Here is an 18246-nt window from a genome sequence, read left to right on the forward strand (position 1 = left end):
ATCTATGACTGTAAAACTTTTAATAATTATTCAAAAAGAAAATTCACCCCAAAATATCCAATATTTAAATATCATTAAAGATACAAAATAAAGTGAAGTGAATACTTATGTATATTCTACAAGAATGATTATTTTCCTTTGAAAAAATAACAAAATTACAAGCTGAATTTACCATATTTTAGCTTAACACTTTTCGTTCATAATTTGAGTAAAAATTAATGAATTTATATAGATTCTTTTGCTTACATACAAAAACTAATAGTTCTATCATCATAAGCTAATTCAATTTACATACATCCCCTTCAGTTATACCTTTTTCATTAAAGGTATCAACTCTTACATATACCGGCTCACCTTTGATTAAAGCACCTATCTTTACTTCATTGCTGCTAAAAACCATGTAGCTGTGATAAAATTTATCCGATGCAAAGCCCCAAATCACATTATATCCTACAGAGCCAACGTCTTCCCACTTAACCAAAAGAGAAAGTTCGCTTAATCTTTCTAATGTAACTCCTGCAGCTTTCTTAGGAAGTTCAACATTTCCTATTCCAAATACTCTAAGACCAGAGATACATGCATTTTGATTATAAGGAAGTTCCTTTACTATACATCTGACAAAACGCACTTTAAGTCCTTTCTCTTTTACTACAAGATCATGGGACAAATCCGTATCTGCTTTTGATTTATCCTCAATAACAAAGTATTCTTTTCCATCTAATGAACCTTCTAAAATCCATCTTGTATAGTGCCTGTTTTCATCTATATATCTTTTTGGGGATCCTACTCTATAGAAAGCTACTCCCTCTGGAAGTTGAGTATCTATATTATCGTCTGCAAAGTTTATTTGAATGGCATATACATCACAAATTTCCTTAAGATCAACTTCAAGCCATTCCCCTAATTTATTTGAAGAGGCTTTACACCAGGTTTGAACATTTTCATCTGTAGCTTTAAATGGCTCTTTTCCTTCCTCAAAGGATGAGGCTTTAGCAGGCTTACCATAAGAAAGAAGCATCCACTCCGGATTACTCCATGGATCCATCTTTGCCTGTTGAATTTTCATTGGCCAATCACCATATCGCTGATTGCAAAACAATTCCCCATCTTTATCGTATCCTGCCAGCCATATTCCCAATCGTCTTTCAAATATATGATTTACACTTATTCTCATGGTTGAAGCATGCCAAAAATTTCCGAACTTATCTTCCATTGTGGAACCATGTCCTGCTCCAGGAATAAAACCGCCTGGTTTATAGGAATATGGATTGTTTTTATCTAAAGTAAAAGGATCTAATGGTCTATCAGATACATATACATCATCACCGTATATATTGTACTGAGTTCCTGTGCAGGCATACTTTCGTGAGATTATCGCTTGCAAAAAATCCTGCAGTCATGGAAGGAAAAAGAAAGTATTTCCCTTTGAACATTATAAATAGAAGGAGCTTCAGCCTATCTTGAAACCGATATTTTACCATTGTTATCAATGAACTGATATTTGTATTCCATGTTGATTGGATTACATACGTATTTCATAAATATTTTCTCCTCCTATTTTTTAATCAATAGCTTAACATCCCCCACAATACCTGTTGGTCCCAATATAGGTCCTTTTGACAGCATTGCAAAGAAGTCACCTGATGTGGAAGGTGCAAAATGTCTCTCACGCTCAAGTGTTGTTGCCACTTCAATGCGGAGCTTGTTTCTACCCTGCTTAAGCTTGTTGCTTACATCAAAAACAAAGGGCGGAGCTACTTGAATTCCAACAGATTCCTCATTTACAAATACTTCTACACCTTCAAAGGCATCTTGTATGATGAGAGCTGCACCTTTTATTTTACCAATTTCGATTTCATTTTCATAGCGGATAAATCCTGAGAAGTCCGGATACTTTAGCGCGACATTTTCAAAGGAGCTTATCCTCTGCTCTCCATGAAAATCAGGATACTCAATAGATTTTGAAAAGCTCATGATCCAGCCATCGTTTAAAACAAGTTCTTCATCATATGAAAGTTCAGGCTTGATTTCAATGTCTTCAGCCTTATCAAAAACTACCACTACACTTTGATAAGGTGGTATATCTAGATAAAGAGTAGTGCTCTGTCCATTTTGCAATATCTTAACCTCATGCAGCTCATTTCTCCAAACATCGTATCCATATAAGCATCCTGTCATTGGTACGGTAACAGTTCCTCTGAAAGTCTCAGCTACATTTTCATTTGTGAATATATAAATATCATTATCTTCTTTGTAATGTAAATATCTAAGCATTGAGAATGCAGGTTCTACTTTAATTTCTGTAACAGAGTTTTCTTTCAGTTCAGAAACCAACATGTCTAGTGCTACTACTTTACAGTCTGACAGCTCAGTCATCAGGCTATTGCTTCCATTTACAACTCCTAATGGAAGAGTATCAATAAATATAACAGGAAAACCTGCTTTCTTAAGTTCAATTACAGCCTTAGCTGTAGTCTCAGTGATATATTGTGCATAAGGTACAATTAAAGCCTTGTACTCCTGATTATTAATCTTTAAAATCCTGCCTAATTTTGTATTGTATCTTTCCTTTTCAGCAAATACATCAGAAGGGATAAAATCAAAGTCAATTTGATTGTCCATAAGTACATGTGCAGGCTTTTGACTTAGCATATATTTACCTGTCCATTCTGCCTCTGCATGATAAAGTATAGCCACAGGAGTTACCCTTACTCCGTCACTGATTAATGCACACATACGATTCAGATATCTCATTAAGGCTCCAAAATGCTTAAACTGTGGATCATGACCGTTAGCATAAAAATGTGGAGGGCAGTCAGGGTCCGGATAAGGCTTACAGGAAAAAGCATGTGGTACATAGTGATTTACGCCTCTTACAAGAAAGTGATCCACAAGATATTTCATTATGCGAACGCCTTCGCTCCAGCCATAGGCGCCGAATATTTCACACATGGTGCGTCCTTTCTTAATAGGATCAATAGCTCCAAAGGAACTGCCTAGCTTGCCAAGCATATAGTGATAGAATTCTCCATCACGTTCTTTTATAAAAGTTTTTTTAGGATAAATTTCTCCTGCAGGCATTACCTGTCCTCCAATATCATCAATCCCTGACATATGCTGACCGGAAAGGCCACGAAAAAAATGTCCAAGAGTTGAGCCAAGTCTTGCATGTGAGTTATTGTCCTCAATTAAGTGACCAATGTATTCAACGCCTCGCTCTTCACACCATTTTCCTATTTGCTTTGAAAAATTCTCTTCAACAAGTCTTGTTATGATATCCATATAAGTATAACGTACCTTTGCTGCTTCATTTGGAAATCTCCCATTTTCCCACAGAAGAGGAAGTTTTGTTTTCCATTCATTTCCTATACGACATAGCATCTGCTCTTCCACTTCATCACTCCATGGAAGATCCTGATCTTCTCCAATAGCTTTATTACTGTACATTTCGCCATTGCCAAGCTCCGGCTCATCAGAGAAGAAGCCCGCAATGGTTTTACCAAACTCATCTTTATAGTGCTCGAAGTGAGGCTCATATACTGCTTCGATTTGTTTTCTTGCACTTTTCTTGTTAAGCATATTGATATAATTTTCACGAGTTCCGGCATTCCTAGTAAGAAAGTTAACATAAATCTTCCATTTACCAGCAGGAACATCCCATACAAGCTGTCCATCTTCAACAAACTCAGTTATGTCAACAAGTGTTGATGCATCAAAGCTTTCGTCAATACGAGCCGCACATATGCTTAGAAGTTTGTCATCATCAAAGTATCTTCTTTCCTTGTTTCCTCTGGCAAAAAATGAATCGCCCGCAAGTGGATTCTTAGTAAACTTGGCATGCTTTGTTATATTTAACTGTGCTGATTTCATAGGCCCCACAACTTCTACGGAAGAATAGTAAAGGAACTGTCTATGAAGCTCTGCAGGTTCATCTTTTAATGCACCATTTGCAAATCCTGTAGGAAAATGACTGTCATCTAAAATCCATACCTTCATATTGCGTTTTTTAGCTTCATCAAGAATAATATCCATGTCATGCCACCACTGTGGTCCGCAGTAATCAGGATGTGGTCTGCTTTCTATACAAACCGCTCCTATACCTGATGCATGTATAGCTCCCATATATTCTCTAAGCACTGACTCTTCTTCTCCATGAATCCATAGAAAAGGAAAGATGTAATTACTACCTTTTGACTGCAGTAGATTTTTAATTTTTGAGTTCATTGTATTACCCCCTGTCTTACTAAACATACTTATTCAAAAAATCCGCACTAACCTGAAATGATTTGATTGGAGATTTGTCAATCCAGTTTCTGTGGCTTTCAAGAATAATAGCTTTTACACCGTAATTTTTTGCTTTTTCTACCATATCCTTCAAGTTCATGTTTCCATATCCTAACTCTATACTGTCGGATTTTAAAATAGGGCTGGCTCGTCCGGTTACTCTGCTTCCCCTGTCGTTAATGTGATAGAGTTTCATTCTCTCCCCAAGGGTATCCATTAATGCCAAAACATCTGCTCCAGCTTCCGTTGGCCAGTAAGAATCAAACTCGAAGTTTACATACTGTGGATCCGTATTTTGAAGAATCAGTTCATAAGCAGTCTTTCCTAACTCCACCTTGCGGAATTCACAATTATGGTTATGGTAAAGAAAATTTATGCCGCCTTCTTTCAGAAGTTTTCCTGCATGATTAAGCTTATCTATCAGTTCTAAGACTGCTTTCTTATCTGAATAGTCGAAATGATGCATCCCTGTTAAAACAACATACTCTGTCTTAAAATCTTTGGCTTCCTCAATGATTTCCTGAGTCCTGTTTAAAATGCTTCCTAAATCCTCATGAACACTCACAACTTTTAAACCTGACTCTATTATAAGCTTTTTCCAATTAAGATTACCGCTTCGCCCCATGGGCATTCCTGCCATTCTGGTAAGTATACGAACACTCATTGGCATTTTCTTAATCATAAAACCATTCAGCTCAATACCGTTGTATCCGACCTCTTTCATAAGCTGCAAGGTTTCCCGGGCTTTACTCTCCGTTTCCATGACTGTTCGAAGCTGAAATTGTTGTACCGCCTTAATGGTCATATATCTGATCTTCCTTCCTAGAACCCGTATTTTTTTATATCCCCTAACACCGTCAAGCTTTCCTTTGGAATTCTTCTTTGTGTAGTTCTATCTACAGCTATAAGACCAAACTTTGGCTTATATCCAAGTTGCCATTCAAAATTATCGATTAAAGACCAGTGCATGTATCCTAGAACATTGATTCCTTCTTCAAGGCACTCATAAAGTCCCTTCATTGTTTCTTTTATAAATTCCACTCTATCTTTATCGTTGCTAGTTGATATACCATTTTCAGTTACTATAATAGGTTTATTCCAGTATTTTGAAACAAATCTCAAAACTCCTGCCAAGGATAATGGATAATATTCATTTCCAGCCTCTGTCATTTTTGTATTTTCATCAGGCTCTATCTTACCATTTGGTCCAAAGACCTTACGGGTATAGTTTTGAACTCCTAAGAAATCATCTTCCTTAATATATGGAAGATAATGCAGAAAATCCTCATCCCATAATGCTTGTATATATCCCTCGCCGCCTGGTAATGCCTGATAGTCATAAAGAGACATAGTTAATCCAACCTTTATATCTGAATTTACTTCCTTTATAACTTCTCTAGCTTTTATATGGCTTCTCATAATAATTAAATCGCCATTTTTAGTGCGAGGCTCATGGAAAGTGTGTATATTTCTTGGTTCAACTCCAAATGCCTCTCCAGCGGCTCTATAATATTTCTCCATGGTACTTTGTCCGCTTACGTTAATACCTACCTGAACATCCCCATTTGCTGATTTTGCCTCTGCAGCTTTTAACATCTTAGCTTGATACTCTTTCATTATTCTCGCTATTTGTATTCCCATATTTGCTTCATTTATTGTACAAATATATGGTATTAAGTTACCTAATTCAGAAACAACGTTCTTACAATAGTTACCAAAGTACTCCACAGTAGTTTCACTTTCCCATCCACCTTCTTGAATCAGCCATTTTGGCGATGAAAAGTGGTGTAGAGTTACTATAGGTGTTACCCCATTCGCATGGCAGAATTTCAGCACATCTCTATAGTGCTCAATTTCATTCTTATCAAATCTGCCTTTTAATGGCTCTATTCTTGCCCATTCTATTGAAAACCTATATGCATTTAAGCCTGCATTTTTAAGCAGCTTAATGTCTTCCCTGTATCTGTTGTAATGGTCAACTGCGTCTAAAGACGGCTCTTTGTACATAGATCCTGGAATATTCTCCAATACCCAAAAATCACTGTTTTTATTATTTCCTTCTACTTGATGGGCTGCAGTAGCCGCACCTATCATAAAATTTTCATTGAATTTTTTCATTTACTTTTCCTCCAACCCTAAAAACTTACTTATCATATATAGAAATAGATATATTAAAATCTAATCCCATATTATAATGATACATTAAAACGTTTTTAATCTCTCGTATTTTTTGTTCTGAATGGGTAAATATTATATATTTAATTTGCTTGCTTGTTCCATTTTATTCACTACGCCTACTGGGTAGAATTTATAAATTATAACAGAAAGTGCGGAAAAAATAGCTGGAATCAAACCGCTTGCTACCATGAACCAAGTAAGCATGGATGGAATTCGGCTTAAATCACCAACATAATTGCCAGTTGCGGAGTCTACAACATAGCCTACAGCTCCGAGCACAAGGCCTGTGATTAATGTACCGATAGCAGCCTGTGCTTTACCGAGAAAAGTGCTGAGAGTAGAGATAATACCACCCATACCCTTGCCGCTTATATGCTTGTTGTAATCAATGCACTCCATCCACATGGTTTGCGCCGGAACAAAGCATAAACCATTACCGAAAGAATATATAAAGGTAAGGGTAAAATTAATCCAGTAGCTCATACGCAAAATACCGAGAATTTGCAGCACGAAAAGTCCTAATGTGGCAACGAATGTGATATAGCAACCAAGATTAAGCAGTTTTACACTAGAACCAAGTTTTTTTGCAAGCAAAGGTGAAATCATAGCAGATATGAGCATCGGTAACATAGAGCTTATAGCACCAATAGCAGAATATAAACCAAATTGTTTAAAATCCACAACACCTGTTGTAAGATTTGCACAGTACGCCCATTTTACGTAATACATACCTGCCACACCAGCAAGTGCAAATACCATACCACGGCAAATCTGACCAATAAAATGAACTAAAAATGCCTTATTTTTCGTAAACACTTCTTTAAAATCTTTTAATCCAACCTTGTTGTTTTCTTGAGATTTGGCATCCTCTTCATGATTTCCACCTTCTTTAAACATCATCAGGCAGGTAATCGAAATAGCAAAAGCTATGATGCATACGATAAAAGTCGTGATAGAAAATGATTTACCAAAATTGCCTACTTTAGCATTTACTGCATTAACCATCATCAAGAACATGGAGAACACAGCACCAACAAACACTGCTAACAAACGATGGTACATCATGAGCTTGGAGCGATGTACGTGGTCAGAGCCAAAGCTTTGTATTATAGGCGTTACTGCAAAAAATGAGGCACCCATATCATACATCAGATAAAAGAATAACACCCAAATAAATAACATCACAACATTTGTTTTAATTCCATTTGGAATACTGTACAAGAAGCAGATACTAATAAGAGTTAAAACCATGCTGATTAAAGTAAAGAATCGATATTTGCCAAATTTTCTAGGTTTTGCGTTATCCATAATCCAGCCCTGCAATGGGTCGTTAACAGCGTCTACAACTCTACCAATAAGCAAGATGGTAGGAGCTATTGTTGCACCAAGCACACCAAGATTCGCATAGTCAGTTAAGTACAATAAAAAATAATTGGACATAAATGCAGATGCAATAATGTTAATAATAGATACTCCGGTAACACCAAAGCTTGTTTTAGCATTGTAAGGAAATTGTTTCTTCTCTTTTTTCATATATTACTCCTCTTTTCTTTTAATATTTATAATTTTTAACCAAGATCTAATTTTTTTTAATCTTGGTTAATTCCTTGTTAAGCATGTACATCATTTTTTCATTATATACGTCTTTTGCCAAAGTAGATATTCTGTCAATGCTCATCCATCGAATCATAGCAAAAGAAGGATGTTCATCCATTTTCCCTAGATACTTTCTAAGTACCTTCTTGGCTTCTTCATTTTTCATAATTTCCTCAAAGGTGCAGCGTGTTGAGTAAACATCGCCAGTAATATCAATATCCTCCACAACTACATCGCTTAAGTCAGGCATCTTAAACCAATTTTCTGCTGATCTTCCTTTGTCATTTACAGGAGCTTCATAGCTTGCATTTTTCTCAGCTACCTTGTTAAACACTGCTAAATCCTCATAAACATCACCATTACTTATGCCTACTGCCTTAACTATATTTATACCATCCTGCAGCATAACATTTTCAAATACAAAGATTTTATGACAATTTGCTTTTGACTTTAATTCTTTTCCATTTATATAAAGTGTTACTTCACTGCAGTTTGAATAAACTTTAACCTGTATTTTATCTTCAGTTCTGTCTATAAATCTCTTACTTGTGATATGCACAAATTTTTCATCACTCCAATGAGCCTTGTACATATAAAAAGCATCTTTTTTAATCTTTCTGTCGTAGGTTACAAGACCTTTGTTATTTCTTCCTTTTACGCCGCCTTCGTTCCTTATATTTGCTCCAAAGTCAAACATATTCCATACATAGGTTGCCCATAAGAAAGATTTCCCCTCAAATATTTTCCAAACTTTTTCATGCAATAGTGCCTGGTATTCCTCGGTATAGTCCTTTACTTTCGGGGTGCTACTATGATATTCTACAATACCTTCAGCACCATATTCAGATATGCATAAAGATACATCTGAATTAGCCTTATGGTAATTATCAAGCCAATCTGAAAAATCCTCCGCCTTACCTCTATACCATCCAAAGTATAGATTATAACCAACTACATCAGTTATAAAGTTATACTCATCGGTTTCATCTACAAAGAAAACATTTGCCATCGTAGACAACCTTGTTGGATCCTCTTTTTTAGTAATCTCATTAAGCTCCTTAACAACCTTTCTTACTTCAGGTCTTTCGCCGCCGATTTGAATTTCATTTTGTATTCCCCAGAACATTATTGAAGGGTGATTATAATTTTGTCTGATAAGTTCAATCATCTGCTGTTTTGCGTTTATGCCCTCAAATTCCGACTTCATCATAACTGATATAAATGGTATTTCAGCCCATACAATCATACCTTCTCTATCGCACAAGTCGTAGAAAAATTGGTCATGCTGATAATGAGCAAGTCTTATGGATGTAGCTCCTATCTCTTTAATAAGTTCCATATCTTGAAGCTGTTCTGCATGGCCTATTGCCCAGCCCATATCTTTTCTATCCTGATGTCTTGAAACTCCATGTAATGGAAGATGTTCTCCATTTAAGAAAAAGCCTTTTTCAGCATCAACTCTAAAATATCTAACCCCAAAAGGAATTGAAAGCTCGTCTAATCTATCATTAAAGCTCGTCACAGAAATTTTTGCTTCATATAAATAAGGATTTTTTCTTCCATTCCAAAGTGTTGGGCTTTCTATTAAAGCTAACAACTCAACTTCTTTAGTTTCACCTGCAGATATTATAACTTCTTTTGCTGCATAAGTTACACTACTGCCCTCTGCATCACAAATATCTGTCCAAAGCCTTACTTTCTTGTCTTCGCCATTTTGATTAACCAATCTGGTTTTTATAATCAGCGAAGCCTTTTCCTTGCTCACTTCTTTTTGGATTATATATACTCCTTTTGAACCATAATCCATCAAATCAAAATGAACGTTATTAGTAATTATTATATTTACGTCTCTATAGATTCCACCAAAAAAGGTAAAATCAGCCATCTGAGGATATACATAGTCTACAACTGTATTATCAACCTTTACAGCCAATATATTTTTGCTGCCGTATTCTACAGCCTCGGTTATATCAAACCTGAAAGTAGAATATCCTCCTCTGTGCTGTCCAAGGTGCTTACCGTTTACATAAACATCAGTAATACTGTTAGAACCTTCAAATTCTATAAAAACCTTTTTCCCCTTCTCTAATGTAGCTATAATAAATTCTTTTCTATACCAGCATACTCCCTTATAAAAATCATCTCCATTGACACCATCAATGGCATTCCATGTATGAGGCAGATTTATACTTTCCCAGCTCTCATCATTATAGTTTTTATTCATAGCTTCAATTTCGTCCTGTCTTAAAAACTTCCATCCGTTATTGATATTAATAATTTTTCGCACTAAGCATTCACTCCTCATTCTGTAGTAGTAATCTTTTACATCTATAATATATTATATAGCTTTTTTATACTCGCAATATATTGACTTTTTTAGTAATATTTTAACTTTTCTTTACTATTTATTGTAAGTTATAATATATATAATTTATAAGGCAGCTTAATTAACGAAAGGATGTATTAAAATGTTTGCATTCAAAACCTCAATCGAAAAACTCTGTAAATTTACATTTAATCTTACTAATTTAGATACTATTTTTATAGATTCATCCTTAAATGTTCTATTTGAATACGGTCATACACAAATACCAGAAATTTTAAAACCTTACTTCAGAAAGCTAGATGAGCTGTTAAATCTACAGGATTTTAATTCCGATGAAGACGTATTTATGCATTTAACCCCATACATGACTAACTTTGTCTCTGTTAAAGTATGCCAAAACAATAAATACCTTGGAAGCATTATTGTAGGGCCTTACCTTACTGAAGAACCTAATAAATTAATGATTGAAAGTATAATTTCTGAAAATAAGCTTTCAATTTCTCTCAAAGATGCAATTGAACAATATTATCTTTCTCTTCCATTGATAAGCACTTATAAGGCTAAAATTATTGCTGAATCTCTATCCTATAACGCATTAAATATTGAGTTTATGGAAATGCATAATGTTAGTATCAGAAATATAAAACACAGCTTTCAGACCGAATCACCAATTTTAAGAGATTTTATAAAGCAAAACACAGAAAAATCTACAGATACGATTAAAAAAATATATAAAAATGAAAATGACTTTCTCCACGCTGTTGAAATAGGTGATATCGAAAAACTTGAAGAAATATTCCAAGAATCTTCTCTCATAAACCATGATTTGCAGGCTCGGGTTCCTAACGATCCTTTACGAGCAGGAAAAAACTTAGCTTTTGTATTAAATACTCTTCTAAGAAAGGCTGCAGAAAAAGGCGGGCTTCATCCCGTGGATATTCACAACATGTCGGGGAAATATGCAGTACAAATTGAACAAACAACAACTATCAAACAGTTATCAAAACTGCTTAATAAGATGCCTTTAGATTACTGCAAAGCTGTAAAAAAGCTGTCACTAAGAAACTATAATTATCTTACAAAAAAGGCTATAGAATATATAAGAAAAAATATTGACATCGAACTTAGTCTCGAAACTATTTCTAAGGCTATTAATGTGAATCCCTATGTACTGTCCAGACAATTTAAGAAAGAGACGGAATATAATATTACTGAATATATAAATATACAAAGAATAAATGAGGCTGTGTATATTATGGAAAATAAAGATATATCAATAACAGACATAGCTTATATGGTTGGATTTAATGATATTAATTACTTTTCAAAAGTATTTAAAAAATTTAAGAAAATGACACCTTCGGAATACAGAAAGAATCTGAAATAAACCATGCAGCAAAACCGTACAAGTCTAAATCGGCATCATTAGAAGTTTTACACGGTTACTTGACTATATGGGGGCTTCTAAAAGCAACCGCTGTCTCTTCAGGCTCTACAGATTCCTGCTTTCCAAGACCGGCTTCACCAAGGTAATCGTGACTATTCCAAACAAAATCATTGATTACATATAAGAAACATTCAACATCATGCAATTTAATTTATTTTTCTTCTATAACTTAACTGAAAAAGAAAATGTTAATATGGAACATTTATAAACTGTCTCCCGGTTGCCAAAAAACGTTAGTTTCAAAAAATTTCCGTATTCACTGCTCAGTTATCCTTTTATAAAATAAATCCAGTAGAATAAGCTGTAAAGCCTTCTACTGGATTATTTTTAATCTTTTGTTCCATGGATATTTTTGTTTTGAAGCTTTAACTCTTCAGGAAGTTCTTTGGACCAAGGCATGTATTTTAATAGCGTATCTGTATCTATCTTATCTAAATTGCATAGCACATCCATAAGATAAATTAAATACTTTTCAATATTGTTGTAATTATATTTACCTTTTCATCTGTTTCTTCGCAGGACTTACAAGCATAGCTGTAGGTTATATGTTCCTCTATATAAAGCTGTGCTGGTTTATATTTAAAAATTTCTTTTGTTTTAGTTCCTATTATAGTTTATAGTTAATTTATCATGGCATTTATCACAAGTTGCATTGTCATCATCTAATTTATGTTTAATAGCAACTCTTTCTAAATTAGCAAGGTTATCTTTTTTTCCTACATAAAAAGTGTTTGTATTGTCTAAACTATAACTGTGCCAAGTAATAATAAAAACCTGCCCACTAGTATTTTCCAAAACAATTATACTAACAATATTTAGGTAATAATATTGGGTATAAGAGGAAGTGTGGAAGGTGATAAATTTGAATGAGAAGCAAGAAATTATATTAAAGTATATTAGAGAAGGTAAGTCACAGAGACAGATAAGTAAAAAATCAGGAATTGCTAGAGAGACCATAAGAAAATATATTAAAGCCTATGAAAAAAAGCTTACTGAAGTCAATGACAATTTAGGAGAAAAAGATTGATATGTACGAGGCTTTAATTGAAGAAGGATATGACATAAGCTACCCATCAGTTGTAAATACCATAAATAGCATTGAAAGAAAGAAACGCGAAGCGTACATAAAACAGGAATATGCACCTGGAGATATTGTAGAATTTGATTTTGGAACAGTAAAGCTTAAGATGAATGATGGAGGCATAAAAGAGTTTCAACTAGCTGTATTTACTGCAGCCTATAGTAATTATAGATGGGCTAGATTATTTCCAAAACAGAATACAAGTTGCTTTCTAGAAGCTCACGCTTTGTTTTTAAGAAAATTATGGGAAATTACAGGACTGTTGTTTATGATAATACAAGAGTTGCGGTAGCAAAGTTTGTAGGGCATACAGAAAAAGAACCAACGGAAGCACTGTTAAAGCTATCTATATACTATAAATTTTTATTTAGATTCTGCAATACATATAGCGGTAATGAAAAGGGACACGTTGAGAGAAGTGTTGAATTTGTAAGAAGAAAAGCATTTTCAAGAGATTGCACATTTGGCTCTCTTAATGAGGCTAACGCTTATCTTGATGAAATGATAGATAAATTAAATTCACAAACTCTATCTAATTGCAATAAGTCACCGTTAGAATTATTAAACGAAGAACGAGAGTACTTATTGCCAGATATGCCTTTATATGAAACTGCAACCATTACAGATCTAAGAGTAAATAAATATTCAACAATTATGGTTGATTCCTGCTATTACTCTGTACCAGATGATTATGTTGGCACAATAGTACGCTGCAAGGTTTACACTACTAAAATTTTAGTTTTTTATAATGAGAAGGAAATTGCCAGACATGATAAGATTTATGGTATGAATCTATGGCATATAGATATTCCCCATTACTCTAAAACTCTTTTTAAAAAGCCGAAGGCTCTAGTTAACAGTACAGCTTTTAAACAGATGGATAATACGCTTAAAGACATTTATTCTAAATATTTTAAGAGCAATGAAAAAGACTTTGTAAGGCTTATTGAATTAGTTGGGATCTATGGTCTTATATCTATTGATAATGCCATTAAGAATTTACAAGAGTTATGCCCAACAGATATAAGCATTGATAAAATTGAGTTTATTTGTTGTAGAAAAGATGATCCTAAAATTGTTTATTTGGCAGACCATAATGATGAAATTATGAATAACTCACTTAGTATGTTAAATGAATTTAACAGCCTTCTAAATATTTAGTAAGCACATATAAAGGGAAAATATGCTTATTACCTATTGAAGATCTACCAGCTGACGCTCAACTAAAATTAAAGTATCTCAGCAGCTTAAAGTTTATAAAAGATGGTCAAAATGTTATTTTGTCTGGAAACTGTGGAACTGGAAAAACCCACATTGCTATCGCATTAGGAATAAAAGCATGCTTAGAAGGATATAAAGTATTATTCACAACTGTACCGCTTTTTATTACACAGTTAAAGGGGTTGAAATCCACTAAGAGTTTAAGAGGTTTTCAAAATAAACTTTCTAAGTACGACTTAGTTATACTTGATGAATTTGGATACATCTCTGCTGATAAGGAGGGGGCGGAGCTCCTTTTTACCCATATTTCCCTTAGAGCTGGGCAAAAATCCACTATAATCACCACTAACCTTTCTTTTGATAGATGGGGCGAAATATTTGGTGACCCTGTAATGACTGCAGCAATGACGGATAGGCTAACTCACAAATCTTATGTTGTGAACATGAGTGGACCATCTTATAGGATAAAAGAAACTTCGGAGGTTACTATCGTTCCATTGTTTTCCTTAATTAAATCTTCTAATTTCTTTATATAATCCATTCTCATCACCCTTTACAAATATACTTATATTGTATTTTATATACGTATATTTGTAAATACTTATTTTTGAGATACATCTAAGTATCCGAGAACTCCTCGGTAACTGATAATTTAGCTTTTAGTATTTTGTATTCTTACCGCAACTCTTCATACCATTTTGCAAATATCCAAATACTCCTAATTTAGCGAATTAGTACAACCCCCTCAAGTAAAAATTCCCCAAACCGTAGTCTGAGGGAACATACAAACACACATGAAAAAAAGGGGCAAATTGCCCCAAGCCTTTGATTTCAAGCTATTTCTTCTCTATCTTCACGACACACTCAACGTGTGTTTTGATAGAATGATGATACTAATACGCATTAATATAGATTTTGCGTAAAGATGAACCCCCTATAGTAAGGGGGCATCTAAAAATTGATATCTATACATTTATGCAAATAACAAATTATAATAAGCCTTTTCATTTCGAATAAAGCATGAAAAAATATTCTAGACTTATATTTTAACCTGAATTATTCACGAATGCTATAAAAACTATGCGTAGCATGGCATTATAACTACATTTCCTTTGTTTTTAGCTTTCACTTAAAAAGTGATAAAAAGCTATAGAAAAAAAGGCCTTAATTTGTTATGGTTAATTTGCGTAAAACACTTAACAAAGGAGAGACTTTTTATGAATAGTTTAAAAGAAAAATCACTAAATTTCAATAAAAAAATCAATTTTGATGGTGGAGATTTAACATCTGATGCAGGATTGTTTCTTTATAAAGAGTTTAATGAAAAGATAGGTTTAAGCGTAGCTATAGAAAATAATTTAAGAGTTAAAGATGATGCTAAATTTAGATATCATACAAATTCTGACATAGCTATTCACAAGATTTATCAAAATATATCTGGGTATCACACTGATGATAATGCCGATGATTTGATTAATGACCCAGCATTTACAGCTGTTTTAGAGAAGGGAGCATTAGCTTCTCAGCCTACAATCTCACGATTCAACAATAGATTGGCAATTGACAATGTAAAGCAGTTTGAAAAGATAAATGAGTTACTTCTGAATAATGTTTATTCAGTGGAAATGCCTAGTGAAATTATATTTGACATAGATTCTACGAATTTTGAGACTTATGGTAATCAACATGGGTCAGCGTATAATTTTCACTATTCTTCAACTGGATACCATCCATATATTAATGTTCGATGGACTAACAGGAGATTTAATTAAAGCGGAGCTTAGAGCAGGTAACATCTATACATCAAGGCAGATTGTAAGATTCATTGGACCAAGTTTAAAAATGTATGCAGAAAAGTATCCCTCTATGTCAAGGTTTGTAAGATGAGACAGTGGTTTTGCTAATCCAGAGCTATATAAACTGATTGAAGAAAATAAAGGCTTTTACGCTATAAGACTGAAAGCTAATGCTACTCTCTACAAAACAGCTGCTAGCATAACTGAGCGAATGGATAAGTTGTGCAAAAGTAATATTTACGATTACCAAGTTGTTTATGGTGAGATTGCCTATAAAGCTTCATCATGGGATAAGGAAAGAAGAGTGGTTGTTAAAGTTGAAAAGCCTGAAGGTGAGATGTGTTACAATTACACTTTTGTAGTCAGTAATATGGTTTCTACACCTAAAAAGATAATAATGTTTTACTGTAACAGGGGAACCATGGAAAACTTTATTAAAGAAGGTAAAAACGGCTTTAACTTTGCTTCTATGAGCAGTTCAGAGTTTATTGCCAACGCAAATAAACTTCAAATAGCCATGCTAGCCTATAACTTTAATAATTGGTTTAGAAGATTAGTCTTATGCAAATCAATGGTATCAAGCAGAATTGAAACTATAAGAATAAAGCTTGTAAAAATAGCTGCAAAGATAGTTAAGGGTTCTAGATATTTGAATTTTAAGCTCTGCAGCACTTATGCATATAAAGATACGTTTTGGAATACTTTAGACAATATTAATAAGCTTTCATTTTTTTCATCTTATACTTAAAAATGTTTAGATATATTTAGGTATATTTGAAAGCACCCTACGGGTTTATGGTAGGTACTTACTTTAGTTTTGGCTCTAAAATCTAAGGTGCAAGTCAGTAGGGAAAAACTAGCGTTTTTTAAAGCATTTGAAGGCTGCCAGTTAAGAAAAAGAAGTTTTATATGAAAAATTTCTAAATTAGAACAAAAAAACAATCACCAAGCTTATTTTTAATGCCATAATTTTCAAGATAGGTACTCGAAATAAACTTGGTGAATAATTCAGGTTTAAATAATTTTTCAAATTCACCACAAAATTATTTAAAATACTTAAAAAATCTAAATTTATATTTGTACCATATTGACAAATATATCGTCATGCGTTATATTTGTATTACGATATAACGCATGACGATATATACCTTTTTAATATTTTTAGGAGGTGATTGAAATATTACCAAATATTAAATACCCTGCTTTAACAGAATCCACGTATTATATACTACTCTCACTATTTCAACCTCTGCATGGTTACGGAATTATGCAATTTGTAAGTAATATAAGCAATAGTCGTTTAGTCCTTGCACCTGGTACGCTTTATGGTGCGATTAGCAGCTTACTTGATAAGAATTGGATTAAAGTTTATAACTCTAACACAGACTCTAGGAAGAAAGAATATATTATAACTGATCTCGGTCGTGAAGTAATTGAATCTGAAATTAGCAGGTTAAAGGAGCTTTACAATAACGGTATTAAAATTGTTGGAGGTCATGTAAATGATTAAAAAGATACGAAGAAACATAATTAAAAATATATTTGTTGATTTAGAAAAAGAAGAAAAATGGCTAAATAAGATGTGTAGTGATGGATATGCACTAAAAGATATTTCAAACGGCTATTATATTTTTGAAGATTGTAATCCTAATGAATATATATATAGGGTAGAATTTATAAAAAACGAGAATACTTATGAAAATAAAGAGTCTTACAAAAATTTTATGCAAGAAATGAATGTTGATCTTGTTTCATCTGTAGGGAGATGGCACTATTTTAGAAAAAAATCGTGTCTAGGTGAATTTGATATCTATTCTGATATTGATTCAAAAATTGAGCACTATAAGAGAATAAATATTATATGGTATATCATTGCCTTTATATTTATTTTCTCCGGGCTATCCCAGCCATTTACACTTATACAAAGTATTTTTTGGGGAACTTTAAATGTCTCTGATATAATCGTAAATCTTATACTTATAATAATTGGAGCGTATTTTCTTACTTTAGCCATACCACTTCAAAAAAAGATTTCAAGACTGTTAAAAGAAAAAAGACTACATGAATAATAACAATACTAAAATTTCTTATTTAAAATCATTCTTCTCTCTGAATAGAATACAAACATTTGTGAAAATTGCATTGCGATATATAAATTAATACATTAAAAACACCCTATCGCTACTCGGCCGCCACCAATTAATGATAGGGTATTTTTATAACTCTCCTCCCTCTATAATCTTTAATTTTCTTTAATATACTTATTTATTCTTAGATTTTCATTTTCAATAAAATAAAGCTAATGGATATCCACAAT

At 33.4% G+C, this 18246-nt stretch carries 12 protein-coding genes and 2 pseudogenes; 6 read left to right on the forward strand and 8 right to left on the reverse strand.

The window, feature by feature from the left end:
- Nucleotides 1-277: 277 nt before the first annotated feature.
- The 6 genes from M2651_RS11835 to M2651_RS11860 form a co-directional block, all read right to left on the reverse strand.
- A complete protein-coding gene (locus tag M2651_RS11835) occupies nucleotides 278-1384 on the reverse strand; it encodes a hypothetical protein (RefSeq protein ID WP_252132561.1) in 1107 nt (368 codons plus the stop codon).
- Between the two features lie 170 nt (nucleotides 1385-1554).
- A complete protein-coding gene (locus M2651_RS11840; RefSeq protein WP_252132562.1) occupies nucleotides 1555-4224 on the reverse strand; it encodes a glycosyl hydrolase in 2670 nt (889 codons plus the stop codon).
- Nucleotides 4225-4243: 19 nt separating this feature from the next.
- Complete coding sequence (locus M2651_RS11845; RefSeq protein WP_252132563.1) at nucleotides 4244-5089, reverse strand: sugar phosphate isomerase/epimerase family protein; 846 nt, start codon at nucleotides 5087-5089, stop codon at nucleotides 4244-4246.
- A gap of 17 nt (nucleotides 5090-5106) precedes the next feature.
- The gene (locus M2651_RS11850) at nucleotides 5107-6402 is read right to left on the reverse strand and encodes a glycoside hydrolase family 1 protein (protein ID WP_252132564.1); all 1296 of its coding nucleotides are present in this window, start codon (nucleotides 6400-6402) and stop codon (nucleotides 5107-5109) included.
- Between the two features lie 132 nt (nucleotides 6403-6534).
- A complete protein-coding gene (locus M2651_RS11855) occupies nucleotides 6535-7995 on the reverse strand; it encodes an MFS transporter (RefSeq protein ID WP_252132565.1) in 1461 nt (486 codons plus the stop codon).
- Between the two features lie 46 nt (nucleotides 7996-8041).
- A complete protein-coding gene (locus M2651_RS11860) occupies nucleotides 8042-10345 on the reverse strand; it encodes a glycoside hydrolase family 2 protein (protein WP_252132566.1) in 2304 nt (767 codons plus the stop codon).
- A 181-nt stretch (nucleotides 10346-10526) separates the two neighbouring features.
- On the opposite strand from M2651_RS11860, the gene M2651_RS11865 reads away from it, so the two are divergent.
- Complete coding sequence (locus M2651_RS11865) at nucleotides 10527-11771, forward strand: helix-turn-helix domain-containing protein (RefSeq protein ID WP_252132567.1); 1245 nt, start codon at nucleotides 10527-10529, stop codon at nucleotides 11769-11771.
- A gap of 521 nt (nucleotides 11772-12292) precedes the next feature.
- On the opposite strand, the gene M2651_RS14470 is transcribed toward M2651_RS11865, so the two are convergent.
- On the reverse strand, nucleotides 12293-12442 hold the full coding sequence (locus M2651_RS14470) for an IS66 family transposase zinc-finger binding domain-containing protein (protein ID WP_350338302.1): 150 nt from the start codon (nucleotides 12440-12442) through the stop codon (nucleotides 12293-12295).
- Nucleotides 12429-12626, reverse strand: a complete 198-nt coding sequence (locus M2651_RS11870) for a hypothetical protein (RefSeq protein WP_252132568.1) — start codon at nucleotides 12624-12626, stop codon at nucleotides 12429-12431. The genes M2651_RS14470 and M2651_RS11870 overlap by 14 nt, the downstream gene beginning before the upstream one ends.
- 58 nt (nucleotides 12627-12684) lie before the next feature.
- Between M2651_RS11870 and istA the strand changes: the two are divergent.
- The 5 genes and pseudogenes from istA (at nucleotide 12685) to M2651_RS11905 (ending at nucleotide 17998) form a co-directional block, all read left to right on the forward strand.
- Nucleotides 12685-14073, forward strand: a pseudogene (gene istA / locus M2651_RS11885) (IS21 family transposase).
- A 35-nt stretch (nucleotides 14074-14108) separates the two neighbouring features.
- Entirely contained in the window at nucleotides 14109-14669 is a 561-nt protein-coding gene (locus tag M2651_RS11890; RefSeq protein ID WP_350338303.1) for an ATP-binding protein, read from the forward strand.
- A 681-nt stretch (nucleotides 14670-15350) separates the two neighbouring features.
- Nucleotides 15351-16677, forward strand: a pseudogene (locus M2651_RS11895) (IS1380 family transposase).
- Nucleotides 16678-17097: 420 nt separating this feature from the next.
- Nucleotides 17098-17439, forward strand: coding sequence for a PadR family transcriptional regulator (locus tag M2651_RS11900; protein WP_434062150.1), 342 nt, complete (start codon nucleotides 17098-17100; stop codon nucleotides 17437-17439).
- Nucleotides 17432-17998 carry a DUF2812 domain-containing protein gene (locus M2651_RS11905; RefSeq protein ID WP_252132572.1) on the forward strand — a complete coding sequence of 189 codons (567 nt, stop codon included), beginning with the start codon at nucleotides 17432-17434 and terminating at the stop codon, nucleotides 17996-17998. Before M2651_RS11900 ends, M2651_RS11905 begins: the two co-directional genes overlap by 8 nt.
- Nucleotides 17999-18246: the final 248 nt, after the last annotated feature.

This window comes from Clostridium caldaquaticum (genome assembly GCF_023806125.1).
Taxonomy (GTDB): domain Bacteria; phylum Bacillota; class Clostridia; order Clostridiales; family Clostridiaceae; genus Clostridium_AT; species Clostridium_AT caldaquaticum.